We start from the raw sequence: 18,992 nt of genomic DNA, 5'->3' as shown, positions 1-18,992 counted from the left end.
TAAGTGTCTCGACATTGGCCGACCAGGTCGGGGCCGAGCATCGGCCCTGAGCCGCTCCATGATCTGATCGCGGCCCACCTTCTGCCCGCCAAGCGCCTGCGGCGACGACTACACCGGGGCAATCACCTCGCACCTGGCGCGATCTCCGGCGGCATAGGGAGGTGATGAGCCGCAGATTGCCCCTCGCTACCAAAGGTCGCAAACGGTGTTATCGACCAATTGATCAAGCCGACGGCTCGCTCAAGTATCGCCTCGGTCCGAGCACGGCTGGGTGAAGTGGCGGTGACATAGCCGATGCGGTCTCGGTAATCGCCTTTCCTGACGATCGGCGTCTTGGGGTGAACAGTAAATTTGACCTCGACGACACCTGGTACGGCAGCCGCCCGGGTGCTGCCCTCGATCCAGTCCAGGATGCCATCGCGATCAGGAAGTAAGGACCGCGAGATCACAGTCTGCGAATGCCTTTTGCGCAAATCCCATTCCTCGCCAATGACAAGCTTAAGATGCTCGGTGATGAGATCTACACCGTAACACAGCTGAATCAGTCTAGGATCCCCACCCGCCATACGCGGATTGACTTCAATGACGACCGGGCCTCGCTTCGTCCACCGGAATTCAATGTTCGTTGGCCCCCAGCCAAGGTCGAGAGCTCGCAAACAGCTCAGAGAAACATCGACGATACATTTATGCTCGTTATCATTCAGCGAGGCCGGAAAGATGTATTCACGAAAGACGAAATGCGGTGGGAGGCCAAACTCAGCGGCGGCAATCGCAATGACCTCATTTCCCATTATGCTAGCGCAGTAGTATGGGCCTTGTACGAATTCTTCGACCACTATCCTCGGCGAGGACCGCCATATGTGCTTCCCGCCCAACAGAAAGTTGGTATGTGCAGATAATTCATCGATATTGCGGCACAATCGGACGCCGATGCTTCCGCTACCTACCGCAGGCTTCAGAATTACAGGCAAGCCGATCTCCGCAGCATAGCTTCCCACCTCCGCCGCATTCGCTGCCAAGCGATAAGCAGGTACTGGAACGCCGGCGTCCGCGAGGAGCTGACGTTGAACGAATTTATCGCAGCACCGTTCAGTCGATTTAGGGTTCGGTCCCGGTAGATCGAACTGCCCGCAGAGCTTCCCAACAGTCGCAGAGACCGACTCGTCGTCGCCCGCAAAACCAGTAATGCCAGCAATGTCATACCTAACACGCAGCCGGGAACATTCGCGGATCAGCGCATCGAGGTTGTCTGTGTCAACACGAACAGCCTCAATGCTTTCCGCCGAAAGATATTCGTACTGAGCCGGATTAGCCGACAGGGTAATTGGATGAAGGCCAAGATGCTGAGCCGCTTGGACGTAGAGCGGACCATTAACTCCATGACCTTCAAGCAGGATGAGTGCCTTTCTTGCCATATGCTTTTGACTCTAACCTTGCGTGCTGTGCGGCGGTCCGAGCGTAAACAGGCATGAGCTTCTTATCCGTGCCTGACCTTAGACCTTGCGGTGAACGTATCATCGTCGCCGATCTTTGGTTGCAAAGATCCGTGAATTTAGTTGAAGGTTGTGTTGCCTCCTTGATTCCCTAGCGGTGCTCACGAAGCCGCTGGCTCAATTCCGGCGATTTTCAATCCTCAAGGGACGCCTGGCTGGCGCGCTGCACGCGCGCGGCATCCAGGCCAAAGCCATCCACACCGCCGACATTTCGGTCCCGCGAGCACCGGCGCGTCAGAGACCAATCGCCTCGACATCGAGCTTTTATGCGCGTTCTCGGCTGGCAGAGCAGCGAAGACCCAATTGCATCATGGCGGCAATCCTGCCCATCGGAACGAAGGACGCCCGGCGAGCGCGAGACCCTGGTCGGCGAGCGGACGCGGGCTCATCAACCGCGTCAAGGCGGTCCGCCTCAAACGCGCTTACGGCCTGGCGGGCTGCACTTGGCGCGGCCTTGATCACTTTAAAACCTACGTCTGGTCCTCGGTCGTCGCCAACAACCTCGTCCTCTTCACCCGCCTCAGGCCGACCTGATACCAGCTCGGCATCGCAGCCGTCCCGCCGGCGAGCCGCCGGCAATGGCGTGCGTCCGATCGTTGCCAAGCACAGCATTTTGTCGATCATCAACTATTCCTGACCTGTTCATGCCCGTCAAAGGCGCTTCAGGTCGGATCCAAATCATTATAAATGCCCGAAATACCGGCGTTTATGGACGGAAACTAGACTTAGACTAGGGGCCTAGCGCGCACAACGGACCGACCACAAAACCACGCGACGGCTGCAGGCCAATCTAAAGTGGTGGTAGCGAGAGTGAGCCCGCGCCCTGAGGCGCGACGGGAACGACGACGCCCTGGCCGCCGCTGGATAACAACTCAGTGGCAGCTCAACCCTGCGAACAATCGAGGGATGCCGTGCGCTTGCGACAATGTGGCGCGACAATCCTGATCGACGCAACGCTCGCAGCTTCATTGTCGCGCCGCACGACAATCGATTTCAACCTGACCTGAACGTCCCGGGTCGAGTGGCGGACGAGCCCTTGCCGTGCACGGGCGCAACGCCTTTTTCCATTGCTTCGAAAATAGGTAAGCCCGCGCTTGAGATTATTTCGACTTCTGGGCGCGCAAACGGTCATTATAGTCGAAAAACATAAGAGCATCTCGCTTCTAAGGGGGAGTTCGGACAGTAAGGGAGAAATCGATCGTGGCTAATATCAGGATGAAACGGCTAAGTCTGCGGACATCTATTATCTGGCTATCGATTGTCCGTACCGGATTGAGTGCAGCCATAGGATCTTGGAAAATCACTGAAAGTCTATACGAGCAAATCGGCCGCGGGCGGAACTCTCGGTGGAGGGGGCTAAACCCTTTTGAGGCGTCTGCAGGACGAACTCGGGATCGCGACCCTCGTCATCACGCACAATCTCAATGTGGTGCGCCGCATGACCGACCGAATGGCGTCTATCTATGCCACTTGTTCGAGGTGCGCTCGACTGAACGCTGATCACCCGCGTCACCCCTCCACCGAAGCGCTGCTTTCGGCCCATCCGGAGCCTGACCCGGATGCCGTTCTCAATCGCATCGAGATCAGGGGCGAAGGGCCGAGCCTGATGAGGCGGCCATCCGGCTGCGAGTTTCCACGCACTGTCGGCACGCACAGGACATCAGTAGCCGCGTGTTCCCCGGACCTCCAGCAAGCGGAGACGATCCGGACCACAGCATTCAAACGCCTTTTCCTATTGAACGCCGAAGCTCCTGCCGTAAGCGCGAGCGCATAGAAGGATCGCATCATGGACGATATCCGCGTCGTTACTGAGTTCCCCCGCAAAGTGCGCGAGATCGAGAATCTCTGGATTCCGATGCCGGACGGCGTGAAGCTCGCTGCCCGCATCTGGCTACCGGAGGATGCGGATGCAGACCCGGTACCTGCGATCCTCGAATACCTGCCCTACCGCAAGCGGGACGGGACGGTGGAGCGCGACGCGCTCACCCATCCCTATTTCGCCGGCCATGGCTATGCCGGGGTCCGCGTCGACATGCGCGGCTCAGGCGACAGCGAAGGCGTCTGCCAGGGCGAATACCTCAAGCAGGAGCAGGATGACTGCCTGGCGGTGATCGAGTGGCTGGTACTGCAATCCTGGTGCTCGGGCAGCGTAGGCATGATCGGCATCTCCTGGGGCGGCTTCAACGGCCTGCAGGTTGCCGCCCGTCGCCCGCCGGCACTCAAGGCTGTGATCTCGCTTTGTTCAACCGACGATCGCTACAATGATGACTGCCACTATCTCGGCGGCGCGCAGATGTGCGATAATTTGAGGTGGGGCGCGACAGCGTGGGCAATCGCCATGACGCCGCCCGACCCGGCGCTCGTTGGGGAGCGCTGGCGCCAGATGTGGAAGCAGCGGCTCAACGGCAACGGCATCTGGCTACAGGATTGGATTGAACACCAGCGCCGGGACGATTTCTACAAGCACGGCTCCATCTGCGAGGACTATTCCGAGGTCGAGATTCCTGTCTATGCCGTGAGCGGCTGGGCGGACACTTATCCTAACCCGGTCTTTCGCATGATTGAGAACCTGCTCGGACCTCGTAAGGGCTTGATCGGTCCCTGGGGTCATAAGTATCCGCACTTCGCCACACCGGGACCACGCATCGGGTACCTCCAGGAATGCCTCCGCTGGTGGGACCAGTATCTTAAAGACATCGACACCGGCATTGCCGACGAGCCGATGTTGCGCGCCTGGATCCAGGATCCGGCACATCCCGCGCCGATCTACGAAGAGCGATCTGGCCGCTGGGTGGCGGAGCCCTCCTGGCCCGCACCGGGCATTGTGGAACGCCGATTAGCGCTTTCACCGGGCCGTCTTGCAGAAGGGGATGGCAGCGACGCAGTCCTCACAATTTGTTCGCCGACCACCGCTGGGCTGTCATCCGGTGCCTGGTGCAGCGAGGGCATGACGCCGACACTGCCGATCGATCAGCGCATGGAAGCCGACAGCGCCTTGGTATTCGAAACCGAGCCTCTTTCGGAGGCAGTGGAAATTCTTGGCTTCCCTGAGTTCGAGGTGACACTCGCCTCTGACAAGCCGGTAGCACTTCTGTCAGCCACGCTGTCGATCGGGCTTGAAGACGGTCAAGCCGCGTTGGTCAGTTATGGAATCCTGAACCTGACCCATCGAAACGACGATTTTGAAGTTGCACCGATGACGCCGGGCAAGCCCGAAGCGATACGCATGAAGCTACGGTGCTGCGGACAACGCTTCGAAAAAGGACAACGTATCCGGCTCGCCATCGCCACCGGTATGTGGCCTATTGTATTTCCTGGCCCGGAGAAGGCTACTATCTCGCTTCATTGTGCCGCTAGCAAGCTGATCTTGCCGATACGGAAGCCGAATGATCTCGATTCCAAACTGGCGCCGTTCGCTGAACCCCAAGGCGCACAGCCAATGGGGCGGGAGGTTATCAAGCCTGGTGAACCTTCGCGTCAAGAGATCACCACGGATCAGGTGACTGGCGAAACCACGTGCCACCTTTCGAGCGACACGGGTGCCGTACTGCACCCGCATACCGGCATGATCGTTTCGGCCAAGCACACTGACAGGTTCACCGTGCACCCCGACGATCCGAACACGGCGCGCGGCACCTGCGCTTGGGAAAAGTCCTACGCCCGCGACGACTGGAAGGTTCGCATCGCAGTATCGGCCACCGTGCGCGCGTTGCGCGACGTATGGCGCATCGAGACAAGCATCGTCGCCCATGACGGTGAGGAAGTGGTCCTGGAACGCGACGAGGTCAAGGAGTTCGCGCGGGATCTCAATTGACGGCGCACCGAAGTTATTCCCGCTCGGGTCGGCGCGGGCGGGAGGGGCGGCAGCGCGAGACCGCCAATGCGGCGCCCAACGCGCATCGAGCAATGCGGTTTGTTTATATCGCTAATGATTCTGAATAAATTCCGGATTTGTGTAGGGTGCAACGATCAAATTATTAACCTCTACGGCAGTCAAAGGAGAAACCTCTAAATATCGCATTGTCATCTTATTGTAAATTCGGTCCCCGATGTAGAAAAGACCGACTTTAGGAGCCGCACGAAGCGCTCGCTTGTTCGTTGTGCGAATGAATGCGGTGACCTTCTCAAGCCCCAAGTACTCGAAAGCAAATTGGATTGCTGCTCTGCCGGCCTCGGGGGCCATTCCCTTCCCGGAGGCCTCAAGGTGGAGGTAGTATTCGAGTTCCACGTTATTCGGATTTTCGGGCAGGTTTGGGCCGCTGCACATCAATCCACAACAGCCAGCGAATTTTCTGGACTGGCCTTCGATTTTGATGAAGACCATCCATAAGCCGAAACGATTGTGCTGCCAATGATTGATGAGCCGAAGCAGTGCGACTTTCGACTGTTCGATCGTCGGATAGACTCCATCCCGAACGGCGTTTACCACGAGCGGATCGCTATAAAGTCCATGTAGAAGGAGTTCGTCGCTATGCGACGGCGGCCTTAGGATTAGGCGCGGCGTTTCTAGGGTGTGCATAGGAATCCCCCTTTTCCGGGCCGGCAGTTGTAACTGAGCGGCACCCACATGACCTCCTAGTCTTAATCTAGAATGCGCGTTCCTTGGGTTAAAGTTCTAGGAAATCTCTGTAATAATCTTGTCCCCGGCGTGCCGAAGGTTCTTCAAATTCGCTGCGACGGGCGGCCATTCTACGCTGATGATGTTCCCCCGGCGCGAGAAGTCGTGGATGAGACCTTGAGGTAGGTCCATGGTCAGGTCTCGGGAGACGAACTCGCTGCCCTGATCCACCCGGATGGTCTCGGAACAACCGGTCGCGCTCCATACCCCGCTCAAGCACGCCGCAACATCTTCACGGCGGTAGCTGAGCCGCGGTTCGAGCACCGGCACGTAACCGGAATAGGTTGTGGGGATGCGCAGTTCCTTGCCTGTTTCATTATCGATTGCAGGATCGAGGCGGTCATTCCACTATCGCTCAGAGGGTACAATCACAATTGTCACAGATCGGCATTGTTCGCTATGGAGTCCGAGGGTGAGCGCTGGAAGCACTTGCAGCTCGTCGTCAATGGGTTCCTTAGTTTGCCGGATCCGCGTTACGAGGTGTCCTGGTTCCTGCAAGATGAAGTCGGCATCTAGAACTGGGAGAGCTTCCACAGCGATCGGTTTGATGAACTGGTCGCAAAAGCGATCACGATTGACGACCGGATGCGGGCGAAGCTCTACGACGCGATGCAGGACCTCATGAAGGATTCGGGCGTCTGCGGTTCTTGACCCATGGGCGCAGTCCAGTCCGCCTCCTGGCAAGGCGCGGTCACCAAGTGGCCGCAGTCGCCATGGCGCGCAAGACGCAGTGCTTATCTGGCACATGCTGAGGAAGGAAAAGACTATTTTGTGACCCGGACCAGGCCAGGGCTCACAAAGTGCGTGGCTGGAACTTCAGACCGGGAAACCACAGACGAAGGGTAACTCTCGGGGCTCACCTGTGAGTACCAACTTATATTAGGGATCTGCGGCATCAAGATGAACATCACCCGAAAGGCCGAGGAGGGTTACGGGCGCTTTGTGGTATTCTGGCGCCAAAGCAAGGGCGCGCAACGCACCAATCCGGCCACGATACGGAGCACAGCGCTTGTCAATCTCATTCGTCGAGTGGAGCTTGGCGCGATGCTCCTTCGGGAAGGTCATTTAGGCGAGCACATCAGGCTCGATATCGTCATGATCTGCGACCAGATGTGTGCCGAGAAGTGGTCGCGGTTGGCTGGGTGCGGGGCGGGCAAGGCTCGCCACTCAGATATGCGGCTTCGTTTCCGAGCGCGGCATCGCCATCTCGTCGGGATGATCAAGCGTGCGCAAGGGAGGCCACCCGCGCAAGCGACTCGTCAAAAATTGCCAAGGCTTCGTCGATGATCTCGTTCGATACTGTAAGCGGCACAAGGACGCGTATGACGTTATGCGCGGGTCCGGCCGAAGCGAGCAGAAGACCGTGCATCGCGGCGTCTTCCACGAGTCTAGCCGTCAGCGCAGTCGCCGGGCGCCGGGACATTGCATCGTCGACGAATTCAATGCCGATCATCGCGCCCAATCCGCGCACCTCACCGATAATTGGGCGATTGCTCCCCAGGTTGAGAGTGCGGAAGCCGGTGGTTAGGCGCTCGCCGATTTCCATGCTGCGGGCAGTCAGGTTATCCTCATCCAGCACGTTGAGGGCGGCAAGTGCCGCTGCGCATGCGAGGGGATTCCCCGCGTAGGTGCCGCCGATTCCGCCAGATGGTACAGCGTCCATGATAACCGCCTTGCCGATGACAGCGGCGATTGGGAGCCCGCCGCCGAAACTCTTTCCCAGCGCTACAAGATCCGGCTCTACCCCCGAATGCTCTATGGCGAAAACCCGGCCGGTGCGAGCGAAGCCGGACTGGACCTCATCCGCGATCAGGACGATGCCGTGGGCGTCGCACAAAGCGCGCAGACCGCGTATGAACTCCGGCGGCGCCGGCAGGAAACCACCTTCACCCTGGACCGGTTCGATCACCATGGCTGCAACTTGGTCGGGCTCGATCTGCGTCTCGAACAGGTCTCGAAGCGCTTGAAGGGCCTCGTCTGCGCTCGGGCCTCGATAAGCCGAAGGAAAGGGCGCGTGGTAAATATCGGTGGGGAAGGGGCCGAAACCGCGTTTGTATGGGTCGAGCTGTGAAGTCATCGCAAGGGTCAGTAACGTGCGTCCGTGAAAGCCTCCTCTGAAGACTACGACACCCCTTCGACCCGAGTGGACACGAGCGATCTTCACCGCATTCTCCACCGCTTCTGCGCCAGTGGTGACAAGAAGGGTTTTCGCCGGCGTGGGGAACGGAGCTATCGCGTTGAGGCGCTCCGCGAGACGCACGTAGCCGTCATAGGGAATGCTGCCGAAGAAGGTATGGGTGAAGCGCTGCAACTGCGTTCTGACTGCATCAACCACCTGCGGATGCGAATGTCCGACCGCAAGCGCGCCCATGCCGCCGATGAAATCGATATACCGGCGCCCCTCCGTGTCCCAAATCTCCGCGCCTTGGGCGCGCTCCGCGCATACCGGAAACGCACATCCAACGCCGCGCGGCAGCGCGCGCTCACGTCTCGCGTGGAGTTCTGCGCTCGATCGTGCCATCATGCTGCAATACACTCCCTTGTACAAACACGCGTTAGATCGGCTGCCAGCTTCGCCAGCTTGTTTTGCGGTAGCGTCGTCATGGCCGCTCCTCCGTTGGTGCGTTGGCCTTCTCCGCCACCTGGAAGACCCAGTAATGCGCGTTCTCTTCGGCGACGTATCTGCTGTCTTTTAGACACTGTGCCAGCACAAGGACGCCCGCATCCTGCAGACGCCGCACCTCGTCTTCAAAGGATGTGGTCTCCGCATAGCTCTTGCGGGTGCTTGCGATGATGAATCCGTTCGGGCGCGTGACGCGAGCCAGTTCGCGCAGCCCATCCGGTCGGACATGCCCGAGCGTGAAGACGCCACAGCAGACCGTGATGTCATAGCTCGCGCTGGGATAGTCGGAGAGTGGCCCGTTGAGATCGACATTGCCTTGTACGTGGCGGTAGACGCGGGTTTGCCGAGCCTGTTCGGCCATCTCCTCGGAGAGATCGAACCCGTCGATCCACCGGAAGCCGAGGCGTTCCAGTTCCACGCCGACGAGGCCCGTTCCGCAACCGGCGTCCAGGATTGCGATGGCAGTTCGCTGCCTGGCCAAATAGGCTGTCTGCACGGCGCCCGCCAGTTCCGCCACGATCATCGGCCCGCAGTACCCGTCGCGGCCGACATCCAACTCGTAAGAACTGGCCCATCCGCGATAGAAGTGGGCCAAGCGACCGGCGTCGCCATCGAGAGTGTGGGAATCCTTAATGCGCTCTCGTGCGGCTTGCTCCAGTGCCGTCCGTTGATCCAGGGTATTCATGCCAATTCCTCCGTATAGGGCAGATGGTCATCGGCGGCGCGCGGGTCGCTTCCTGCTGCCGTCTCGCAGCTACGGTGTCAAAACTCGTGCCAATTGGGCCGAACGAGGCGAAGAAACATTTTTCGTGGCTGTTTCAGCAATTTGGCTTGAGGCGAAATTAGAAATTGGCCAAACAATCCTGCGTCGCAGACCCGACAAAGCTGACAGGATGTCGAATGGCCTCACTTCAGACCGCTAGTCTAGGTTGACGTCGCCGGAAAGCCACAACGGCAGGCGACCCCCTTCTCCCGCATACGGCAGGGCCGTCCAGAGATCTGGCTGGGAATGGAAAAGGCGCGGGGGTGTGCCTCATACGACGGCGGCTCTGGTTTTCGAGACTTACAAGGAAGGAGACGGCGCAATGTGCTGGAATGACGGGCGATTCCGCTTCCCCTCGCGTAGGAAGCTTGCCCCTTAATTTCGGGAAACGCCCGGCCGCTGACGCACTGTCGGCTTTGTCGAGTCTTTGACGATGGCATTCGGCGTCGTTGCTGATGCGCTCTCGTTTAAACCTCTGAATCGTATGCAGAACATTCTTTTCAACGCGCCTTCTGCTCCGTTGGCACGACTTTTGAATTCCTTGTAGCTAGGCAGCAGGAACTGCCACGGCGGGTGGCAGAAAGCGCCCCGCGCATTTTCCAGCAACCGGTTGGTACGCTGCCTGTTCGCCGAGGGTGTTCATGAACGAGATTGATTATTGTGGCGTGCGAAGGCCATCAAGGCTGGCTCCCCTTTTGGGTGTCACGCCACCTCCTGTATTTCACCACCTGCGGCGTGCACCTGCCGGAACATTGCAAAACCGGGGTCCCATCGAAGTGCTGGACGAAACCGGCGCCCGGTACCAGATTGATCACCCCTCCGGTCTCTTGAGGCAGATTGCGCCTGCCCTGACGATTTCCCCTATATCGGACGGACTGGAGAACTTTTGCGCGGCGCCTTTGAACCGGGGCCAGTTGTCCTGGGATAGAGCGGAGGCTCGGGCACCCAACAGAGAAAGAGGCTTCAGTGCAGATGCTCACATCACGATTCAGATTGAAACTTCGGACAGCGAGTAGCGCGCTGGGCGCAGCCCGGGCGGCGGCCGCCAGCGATGTTGCGCATGGCCGTCAGATCAGGCCCACAGCGCCGTCCACCCTGGTCGAGAAATTTGTCCTCAGAGTCGCGTACCGCACACTCGAGGCGGTCGGCTACAAGGTGTCGGAGCCTTCCGCAGCGGAAGCGCAACTATCCATCTTGCGGTCGCAGTGGGCGACGCCGACTTCACCACCCAAGACAGCACTCGCGTCGCTAACGCAGTGGACGGGCCGCGACCACGCGGCACAAGATGTCCGGGGCAGGGCGGTCTGCCGCAACGAATTCGACACGCCGATCCTGCGCACCGGTTTCGCCATACGCGGGCTGGACCCGGATAGGGCGATGCCCGACCTGGACGACTCGGTGCCGCTTGGTCGCAACGCGCGGCTGGAAGACATCGCTGATATTGTCCTGTTCTTGGCGTCCGATGCCGCGCGTTGCATGTGCGGCGCGCTTGTCCAGGTGAACGGCGGAAAGGCTGTAGCATGACTCGCTTCGCCGGGAAGATCGCTCTGGTAACCGGCGCCAGCAGCGGCATTGGGGCGGCAATCGCCGATAGGCTAGCCGGCGAGGGAGCCAGGGTCTTTGCAGTTCAGCTTGAGGAGGCTGGCCGTATAGAAACGATAGTCGCTGACCTTTGCGACCCCGACGTTCCGGCCGTGGTCGTTGACGACGTCATTCAACAGGCCGGCCGCCTCGATGTCCTCGTAAACAACGCTGGGCGCATGATTGAAGCGAAGGTAGATGAGACAGGGCTGGACGAGTGGCGACGCACAATGGCGCTCAACCTTGATGCTCCATTCCTGCTGATCCGTCGTGCCATGCCTCATCTTTGCAGAAGCCGCGGCGCCATCGTCAACATCGGCTCGATAGAGGGATTGGCGTCCAACCCCGGGCATGCGGCCTATTGTGCCTCGAAGGCAGGGTTGCATGGCCTGACGCGTGCCGTAGCGGTCGATGGCGGGCCAGACGGGGTACGTTGCAACGGCGTGGCTCCTGGCTGGATCGATACGGATCTCAACGTCAATTTCGTCGCCGCTTTGCCCGAGCAGGCGCGGGGGCGGCTGGGTGCCATTCATCCGTTAAATCGAACCGGCCGTGTTGAGGAAGTCGCGGCTATGGTCGCATGGATTGCCTCCGACGAGGCTTCATTCGTCACCGGCCAGATATTTGTCGTGGATGGTGGCCGCACTGCCAAGCTAAGTCTTCCATGAATGTAAGATAGCCTTCCGAAGGACCTCGAACAGGCGGTGTGGACGCCATTCTCCTGTCGGAGCAGGATCGCCGGGCTTTTGAAGACAGGCTCGGCTGCGATTGGCCGATCATCGGTAGCGGCTGCGCGGGACTAGCGGCTGCGCGTTGCCTTATCTTGTCAACTGCGACCTAGCGGCATTGTCGTCGTGCTGAACGCGTGGGGCCACGAAGAGACCCGCGCGACGCAATTCAGGCTTCTCGGCGAACCTGCCGCACAATTTAGCCCCGCAACACCGACCTTAAGGCCGAAGTTGCATAGAAGGCGGATGTCGTTCTCCATGGCGGCTGCCACTCCTTGCAGCAGCTTGTGTTTCAGATGCACCCGACGCGTACAGGGATCGATTGGGGACGGCTCAATCTCGGCTTGGCGCCGCAGGCCTAACCAGTACGGTGCCGATTAGCAAAAAAATCGCCTGCCGGTTGATTTTAATTCGTGTGCCCAGATACGCCCTTTTCTGTAGCCTATGGCCTGCGTCAATCGAACATTCCGGCGGAATCCCAGCTCTTCCGTCTAATCGTGCAGAAGATCCCGCGCTTTCCGCGCAGGTACAAAGCCGCTGTCCTTAGCCAATTTGGGAGGTTCAAATGGGGTATTTTACTAGGTATGGCAAGCCTATGCCTAAGGTCTTCGATAGTCTCGCCGCGGAAGCAAAAAAGGACGGGATGGACCGGCGCGAGTTCCTGGCCCTCGCTTCCGTCTTCGGTGCGTCGACAGCCATGGCGTACTCGATGCTGGATGTAATGCCGCCGGCGCATGCCGAAGAAGTACCTAAGAAAGGCGGAACTCTGCGAGTTGCTATGCAGGTTTATGGTCAGAAGGACCCTCGCATAAATGACCTTCCGGTATTAGCGAACATTTACCGCCAATTCCTCGAACCTTTGGTGAAGTATACTAGCGAATACACGTTTGAACCCAGGCTTCTTGAAGGTTGGGACACGAATGACGACGCGACGGAATATGTTCTGCAACTGCGGAAGGGCGTCAAGTGGAACAATGGCGACGACTTCACTGCCGATGACGTGGTGTTTAACCTGCTGCGCTGGTGTGAAAGGGACGTGCCTGGGAACTCAATGGCTGCGCGCATGGCCACGCTCGTTGATGAAAAGACGGGCAAAGCACTAGAAGGCGCCATCACAAAAATTGACGACCACGCGATTAAACTCAACCTGCCTAAACCCGATATTACGATCATTCCCGGGCTTGCCGATTATCCCGCGCTGATCGTTCACCGTGACTACGAAAAGAACGGGTCGGACCTTGTTGCACATGCCGTAGGCACGGGGCCGTTTGAACTAGTGTCATGGGACGTGAGCCAAAAGGCCGTCCTGAAGCGTCGAACAAACGGAAGCTGGTGGGGCGGTGAAGCCTACCTGGACGAAGTGCAATTCATTGACTATGGCACCGACCCGTCCGCTCTTCTGAGCTCCTTCGAATCAGGCGAAGTAGATGCGAACTATCAGACATTCGCAGATTATGTCACAATATTTGATGACCTCGGCTTGGTAAAATCTGAAGCGAGAACGTCAACAACGCTAGTGTGCCGCGCCCACGTCACTATTAAGCCGTACGACGACCAGCGGGTGCGCAATGCACTGCAGTTAGCAGTCGACAATGGTGCTGTGCTGCAACTTGCCGCCCATGGCTACGGCACCGTTGCCGCGAATTATCATGTCGCGCCAATACATCCCGAGTTTTACCCGGTTCCGGAAAAGAAACGGGATGTTGAGGCTGCCAAGCGGCTTATGGCCGAAGCTAACCAGATGGAATTCGAACACGACATCATCAGTAATGACGAGGATTGGCATAAGGACACGGGCGATGCGATTGCCGCGCAGTTGCGCGAGGCCGGATTCAAGGTGAAGCGTACGGTTCTACCCAGTAGCACTTTTTGGAACGACTGGTTGAAATTCCCCCTTTCGACAACAAACTGGAACATGCGGCCGTTGGGCGTACAAATCTTGGTGCTTGCCTATCGCAGTGGCGCAGCATGGAATGAGGCGGCGTGGTCAAACCCGGAATTCGATAAGAAACTCGACGCGGCGTTGACGGTCCCGGATCCACAGAAGCGCAAGGCGCTCATGCAGGATATTGAAACGCTCCTGCAGGAATCTGGCATCATCATACAACCTTATTGGCTTACCTTGTTCAATCATTCGACGAAGCAAGTTAGGGGCTACGCGATGCACCCGACATTTGAGATCGACCTCGGTAAGGTTTGGCTTGACCGAGTCACATGAGGCAACTGCTGGTCTGATTATGGGCTTCGTCGGGCACTTCGAAACCCCGCATCTCGCTATCAGCGGAGGTGCCATCGCTCGAGGGGTTACAATGCACGGGTCAAAGGATTGGCACGCTATGCCGAGAGGGCCGCTATGACGACCGACCGTTCGAGTGCGGAGTTCGGGAAGTTTCAATCGGAGTACTCGCCAGAGAGTGCCGGTACCGCCGCGGCCCGCTCTAACTTGGCGGTGTTTGCCGGTCGTTCTGACCTAGTCCGCGAGTTCCTGGTCGCACCTTTCGGCCGCCACAGCGCCGAACTGGGCCTTATTCTCGACGTGATGCGCTCACAACCGGTAGCTGGCAAATGGATCGCCATTATGACCCGGCCGTATAGCGAATGGTGTGCTGCACGCTGGTCGCTGGATTTGCCCATGCGGGTGGTCGAAGTGGCGCCGGCACGTTTCCAATCGCGCGAGGAAGTTGAGCGCTGGGTGTTCAAGCAGCGTTGGCAGCACCTCATCGGTCCTCTCCCAATGCAGGAGGGTGGCGATGATGTCTGATCGCCCAGCGATTCTTGCTTATGCCGACCGCGACAGCGTTATACCTGGCGAAAGCATTGCCTTCGCTGTGAGCTGTCTGAAGCTCGACAGCTTCGAATGCGACTTCGTCCGGCTGCTCGGCTGCGACGCCGGGCCGGAGATGCCACCATTCCGCCCGCCCGTCATGGCGGCGCCGGAGACTCGGCGTTATCCCGGACGTGAGCAGCCCATTCGTGCCGGCTCCTGCATCAAGGTCGAGGGATCGCAGCGCTTATCGGATCTTAGGTTGGTAACGGTTTGTGCCAATGTCATGCCGACTCTCATTGCTGGCCAACCGCGCTGCCTGCTCAGTACTCTGACCGCCGGAGGACATGGGGGAGTGGCCTTGCGCCTGGAGGCAGACGGCTGTCTGGCGGCGATTCTCGGAGGTCCCGCTGAGCCGCGCACCTACCGCCTAGATAACCCTTTGCCTCTCTGGCTCTGGAGCTTCGTTGCGTTGAGCTATGATGCTGAACGCCGTCAGCTGCTGGTTGTGACGCGTGGTCTGAAATCTGGGACACATGATCATATTGGAGCAAACTGCGTAACTGTGGACGACGTGGAGCCGCCCGCCCCAAGCGATGGTCGCCTTTTGATAGCGGCCGAGCGGGATCACAGTGGAATTCCCCATCACCACTTCAATGGCAAGATCGAGCGTCCCCGCATACTGGCTGCGGCGCTGTCGCTCGAACTTCTTAACGATTTGGCTTTGCGCAAGCCGACGGAACCTTTGAGCTGGCCCTGTCTGGCCGATTGGGATTTGCTGAGCGATCCAGCGTCAGAAATTGTTCCAGATCAATCCGGTTGTGGCCATGACGGCGTTTGCATCAATCAGCCCACCCGCGCCGTCCAGGGTTCGAACTGGGAAAGCCCAACCATGGACTGGCGCAGCGCGCCTGAACAGTACGGCGCGGCTCATTTCCACCATGACGATATTGAGAACCCCGGTTGGCAGGAAGACCTTACGCTCACCGTGCCCATCGACTGGCCAAGCGGCTGCTACGCTGCGCGCCTGCGCGGCGCGGATGCTGAGTTTTATGTTCCGTTCGTTGTGCGGAAGCCTGCCGATGTTACCAGCGATGTTGCCTTTCTGGCACCGACTGCAACTTACGCGGCCTATACGAACTTGACCATGCAGCGGCAAACCAACGAGTATAATCTCGGTTGCGTCGCCTCCTCGTACACGCCGCTCGATCTTCTGGCCTTTGAACATCCAGGCCTAGGTAAATCGCTCTATGATCCTCATGATGATGGCAGCGAGCGTAGCATTGGATCGCTGCGACGGCCGGCCGTAAATCTCCAGCCCGGAGGATGGCTTTGGAACTTCCAGATTGATCTTTGTTTACTCGGATGGCTTGCCCACGTGGCTCCGGATCACCAGACACTGACGGACGAAGACCTCGACCGTGAGGGCTTGGCGGCTCTGGATGCCTGTCAGGTACTTGTTACCGGAAGTCATCCTGAATACTGGTCCCTCCCGATGTTGCAGGCTCTTGACGGCTTTCTCGCGAGAGGTGGACGGCTTATGTACCTCGGTGCCAACGGGTTTTACTGGGCAATCGATTTCCATCCTCAACGAAAAGGCTTGATTGAGATCAGGCGACGGCGTCCCGGAAACGGTCGCTTTGGTGCTGGCGAAGCATACAGTAGTTTTATTGGCCGCCCGTGCGGGTCGTGGGCGGATCTAGGCAGACCCGAACAATCCTTGGTAGGTATTGGGTATCTGACCGAGGCATTCGACCGCAGCAGCTATTATCGTCGCCTCGAAGCGAGTGAAGACCCCCGAGCTCGCTTCATTTTCGAGGGTATAACAGAAGATATCGTTGGCGATTTCGGCGTCACCGGCGGAGCCGCCGGACTTGAGATTGATGTAGCTGATGTAGAGCTAGGTACGCCGCGTCACGCACTCGTGGTAGCGTCCTCCGAGCAGTATGGAAGTTCATACGCGCGCACACTGGGAGGGCTTAACTATTTCACCAGACTGTGGAACGATGCCCCAAGGGAGCCCATTCGTGCCGATATGACGTTCTTTGAGACACCGGCAGGCGGCGCGGTCTTTTCTGTCGGCTCGATAGCTTGGGGCAGTTGCCTCCCGCACGCCGGCTATGTCAACAATGTCGCACGTATATCTGAGAACGTGCTACGCCGCTTTCGCGATAGGACACCCTTCCAAATCCCTGAGTAATCGCGGCAGTCGGTTGAGGTAGAGAACTGATCTGATAGCTTAACGGTCAACCTCTCGGACCCTCCGGTCTGCCAGATCCGTTCAATGGCAGGTCTCTGACACTAAAACTCACGCAGGAAGCAGGCACCGATCCCCTATTCTGGGCCACTTCGAACCGCTGCTCGACGGGTACTTTCACGTCGACGCGATCACCGGTTCGAACAGGAACGTCCTGACGCGGATTTCTAGCCACGTCCCGGCGCGAGCTTTCGCCAGGAGGGCATGGTTAGTGCACGGAAGCCCTTGTCCGAAGGGAACACTGGCCCTTAGTCGGCCCGCGCGGCACCGGGAAAAATATGCTACTGAGTCTCGCAAGACCCACTCGCCAGTGACGAATGGCTATTGCTCTTGGTTGAGATCGTTGTCGTTCGGTTTATATCGCTGTCATCTGGCATTCGAAGATCTGCCGAGCTTCATTCAAGGTGCGCCAAGCTGCGGGTAGATGAAGTCAATGAAGAATCGGTCGAGGCGGCGTTCCGCGAAAATACCAACTCATTGACGGAAGATTTGTCGCACACAGAAACATACATTCCGTCCGGAATTGGGTTCCTGCCTATGATCACCATGATGAAGCCATTCAGCGCGTGATGGGAGCGGCGCACGCAATCGGCGATGTTTCGGCAGTCGATATCCGAAGGCGATGCGATATCCTCCGGGTGCGTATGCCAGCACCCTACGAAATGCAGCCCGCGCGAAAACATGTCATTGATCTCACGCTGTTCGGCCCGCTCGTGGGGCCGATAAGAATAGCGGGTCCGGCGATCTCCGCGCCGCGGGCCGGTAGCAACGTCGATGTCGATCACCGGAAGCTGAAATCGTGCAAATAGCAGTCCACCGGCCTCCTTGTGCCAAAAGCGGGTTTGACGGTGTTGGTTGAAGTGCTCCAGAACGCTGTCACTGAACGCGAGCGATTGTTCCGATTGTCCGATGTCGAAGGAGATCACGCAGCCAGCTCCTTCACGGCCGGGCTCCATCGTCTTTCGATCATGGTCGCGCCGTCGAGCGCTTGCGGAGCGATGGCTCGCAGTTCCTCGCTCCATGTGCCGCCCGCAGCTTCCACGAAGGCGCGGCGCGCGAGCCAGATGCGATGTGTGGCCGATGCCACCTCACCGAGAAGGGCGTCGAGTGCGGTCTGCGCCACCATCGAGGTGATGAAGCCTAACTCGACAGGGCCGTAGGGGTCGAATGCCGCCCCGCAGGCAGGCTCGTACCGCCGGGTTTCCTGTGCCCAGCGCGTGGCGACGAGGTGCGGCGATCCAGTGGCATCCAGTCCGTCGCGCAGGCGGTCGCCGCCGCCGGAGACGATGATCGCGTGCCCGGCAGCGGCATGCGGTTCCGCCCAACCGTAAACGATCGGAAAGCGTCGCGTTTGGACAGCCTGCCATTCGTCGAGAAGGGATTCGCTCGGCCAATCGCCGAGTGCCGAGACGATGAGGTCGACACCGGCGAGGGGACCATCGCCGCCAAGCAGAACGTTCTGCACGAGTGCGTTATGAAACCCCACCTCGACGTGCGGCAGGTCCGAGCGGATGCGCTTCGCGAGTTCGATTGTCTTGGCTGCGCCGATCGAGCCGACTCCGAGAGGGTGTCTGCCAACATTTGCCCCCGTGAAGGTCTGCTTGTCGACGAGGATGAGCTTCCCGACGCCGGCTCGAGCCAGCGTCATCGCAACCGGTCCGCCGACTGATCCGCATCCGAGAACGGCGACGGTCGCCCCACGCAGCGTGAGAATCCGCGGATCGCGGTCGCGCCCATGGACCCATGTGGGATCGACGCGTTCGACCGACGTGCGGTCGGCGGCATTTCCTCCGAACACTCGGGCGTGTAGCACGTTCTCGGGCACACGCGAAGGGCGAAACCCGGCGATCAGCGGATCCGATCCACGAACGAGCTTCGGTCGATTGACGACCGTAGTTGCGAGCGCGGGTCCGTTCTCAGTACTCGCGCCCAGCATCACGATCAGCCGTTGACGCATCTCGCGGGCGAGTTCGTCGAGATGGGCGGCGACGCCGGCGCGGGCAGCGATATCGTAGACGTCCTTCGCCGAGGAGGGGTATTCCGGCGGCAGCGGGACGACGTCCATCCAGACCAGCAAGCCGCTATTGAAGCGGAGCTCGGCTGCGGGGATTGCCGGAGCAAAATTGCGAAGCCAATCGCGCAACGTGCCGTCATTGTCGGCGATG

The 18,992-nt window shown here is 59.1% G+C and carries 13 protein-coding genes; 7 read left to right on the top strand and 6 right to left on the bottom strand.

The genetic code is table 11. The annotated features are described in order from the left end of the window. Positions 1-122: 122 nt before the first annotated feature. Positions 123-1,415 carry an ATP-grasp domain-containing protein gene (locus tag NKI59_RS21960; RefSeq protein WP_352706767.1) on the bottom strand — a complete coding sequence of 431 codons (1,293 nt, stop codon included), beginning with the start codon at positions 1,413-1,415 and terminating at the stop codon, positions 123-125. A 1,516-nt stretch (positions 1,416-2,931) separates the two neighbouring features. On the opposite strand from NKI59_RS21960, the gene NKI59_RS21955 reads away from it, so the two are divergent. Further along, positions 2,932-3,267 (top strand): ABC transporter ATP-binding protein, encoded by a 336-nt coding sequence (locus NKI59_RS21955; RefSeq protein ID WP_352706765.1) that lies wholly within the window; start codon positions 2,932-2,934, stop codon positions 3,265-3,267. A gap of 12 nt (positions 3,268-3,279) precedes the next feature. Beyond that, a complete protein-coding gene (locus NKI59_RS21950; protein ID WP_352706763.1) occupies positions 3,280-5,307 on the top strand; it encodes a CocE/NonD family hydrolase in 2,028 nt (675 codons plus the stop codon). A gap of 111 nt (positions 5,308-5,418) precedes the next feature. Here NKI59_RS21950 and NKI59_RS21945 read toward each other — a convergent pair whose 3' ends face one another. From NKI59_RS21945 to NKI59_RS21930, 3 genes are all read right to left on the bottom strand, one after another. Continuing rightward, positions 5,419-6,060: a GNAT family N-acetyltransferase gene (locus NKI59_RS21945; RefSeq protein ID WP_352706761.1), complete on the bottom strand. Its 642-nt coding sequence runs from the start codon at positions 6,058-6,060 to the stop codon at positions 5,419-5,421. A gap of 1,270 nt (positions 6,061-7,330) precedes the next feature. Further along, positions 7,331-8,635 (bottom strand): 4-aminobutyrate--2-oxoglutarate transaminase, encoded by a 1,305-nt coding sequence (gabT, locus tag NKI59_RS21935; RefSeq protein WP_352706758.1) that lies wholly within the window; start codon positions 8,633-8,635, stop codon positions 7,331-7,333. 76 nt (positions 8,636-8,711) lie between these two features. Beyond that, positions 8,712-9,419, bottom strand: a complete 708-nt coding sequence (locus tag NKI59_RS21930; RefSeq protein ID WP_352706754.1) for a class I SAM-dependent DNA methyltransferase — start codon at positions 9,417-9,419, stop codon at positions 8,712-8,714. Positions 9,420-10,469: 1,050 nt separating this feature from the next. Between NKI59_RS21930 and NKI59_RS21925 the strand changes: the two genes are divergently transcribed. The 5 genes from NKI59_RS21925 to NKI59_RS21905 all read left to right on the top strand — a co-directional run bounded on the left by NKI59_RS21925 (position 10,470) and on the right by NKI59_RS21905 (position 16,770). Beyond that, entirely contained in the window at positions 10,470-11,021 is a 552-nt protein-coding gene (locus tag NKI59_RS21925; protein WP_352706877.1) for an SDR family oxidoreductase, read from the top strand. Further along, positions 11,018-11,746 carry an SDR family NAD(P)-dependent oxidoreductase gene (locus NKI59_RS21920; RefSeq protein WP_352706752.1) on the top strand — a complete coding sequence of 243 codons (729 nt, stop codon included), beginning with the start codon at positions 11,018-11,020 and terminating at the stop codon, positions 11,744-11,746. The genes NKI59_RS21925 and NKI59_RS21920 overlap by 4 nt, the downstream gene beginning before the upstream one ends. A 625-nt stretch (positions 11,747-12,371) precedes the next feature. Further along, positions 12,372-14,024, top strand: coding sequence for an ABC transporter substrate-binding protein (locus NKI59_RS21915; protein WP_352706749.1), 1,653 nt, complete (start codon positions 12,372-12,374; stop codon positions 14,022-14,024). A 135-nt stretch (positions 14,025-14,159) separates the two neighbouring features. Next, on the top strand, positions 14,160-14,567 hold the full coding sequence (locus tag NKI59_RS21910; RefSeq protein ID WP_352706746.1) for a N,N-dimethylformamidase alpha subunit family protein: 408 nt from the start codon (positions 14,160-14,162) through the stop codon (positions 14,565-14,567). Continuing rightward, entirely contained in the window at positions 14,557-16,770 is a 2,214-nt protein-coding gene (locus tag NKI59_RS21905) for a N,N-dimethylformamidase beta subunit family domain-containing protein (protein WP_352706744.1), read from the top strand. The genes NKI59_RS21910 and NKI59_RS21905 overlap by 11 nt, the downstream gene beginning before the upstream one ends. 452 nt (positions 16,771-17,222) lie before the next feature. Here NKI59_RS21905 and NKI59_RS21900 read toward each other — a convergent pair whose 3' ends face one another. Further along, entirely contained in the window at positions 17,223-17,753 is a 531-nt protein-coding gene (locus NKI59_RS21900) for a Mov34/MPN/PAD-1 family protein (protein ID WP_352706742.1), read from the bottom strand. Beyond that, positions 17,750-18,970 carry a HesA/MoeB/ThiF family protein gene (locus tag NKI59_RS21895; protein WP_352706875.1) on the bottom strand — a complete coding sequence of 407 codons (1,221 nt, stop codon included), beginning with the start codon at positions 18,968-18,970 and terminating at the stop codon, positions 17,750-17,752. The genes NKI59_RS21900 and NKI59_RS21895 overlap by 4 nt, the downstream gene beginning before the upstream one ends. Positions 18,971-18,992 lie beyond the last annotated feature (22 nt).

The organism is Mesorhizobium sp. M0598, assembly GCF_040320865.1.
GTDB lineage: Bacteria > Pseudomonadota > Alphaproteobacteria > Rhizobiales > Rhizobiaceae > Mesorhizobium.
The sequence above is the reverse complement of the archived record's forward strand: the minus strand, read 5'-3'. Positions and strand labels throughout refer to the sequence as shown.

Excerpts from the sequence above, each read along its gene's own strand:
- NKI59_RS21960 (WP_352706767.1), bottom strand. The coding sequence starts at position 1,415 with ATGGCAAGAAAGGCACTCATCCTGCTTGAAGGTCATGGAGTTAATGGT.
- NKI59_RS21955 (WP_352706765.1), top strand. The coding sequence starts at position 2,932 with ATGACCGACCGAATGGCGTCTATCTATGCCACTTGTTCGAGGTGCGCT.
- NKI59_RS21950 (WP_352706763.1), top strand. The coding sequence starts at position 3,280 with ATGGACGATATCCGCGTCGTTACTGAGTTCCCCCGCAAAGTGCGCGAG.
- gabT (WP_352706758.1), bottom strand. The coding sequence starts at position 8,635 with ATGATGGCACGATCGAGCGCAGAACTCCACGCGAGACGTGAGCGCGCG.
- NKI59_RS21930 (WP_352706754.1), bottom strand. The coding sequence starts at position 9,419 with ATGAATACCCTGGATCAACGGACGGCACTGGAGCAAGCCGCACGAGAG.
- NKI59_RS21925 (WP_352706877.1), top strand. The coding sequence starts at position 10,470 with ATGCTCACATCACGATTCAGATTGAAACTTCGGACAGCGAGTAGCGCG.
- NKI59_RS21920 (WP_352706752.1), top strand. The coding sequence starts at position 11,018 with ATGACTCGCTTCGCCGGGAAGATCGCTCTGGTAACCGGCGCCAGCAGC.
- NKI59_RS21915 (WP_352706749.1), top strand. The coding sequence starts at position 12,372 with ATGGGGTATTTTACTAGGTATGGCAAGCCTATGCCTAAGGTCTTCGAT.
- NKI59_RS21910 (WP_352706746.1), top strand. The coding sequence starts at position 14,160 with ATGACGACCGACCGTTCGAGTGCGGAGTTCGGGAAGTTTCAATCGGAG.
- NKI59_RS21905 (WP_352706744.1), top strand. The coding sequence starts at position 14,557 with ATGATGTCTGATCGCCCAGCGATTCTTGCTTATGCCGACCGCGACAGC.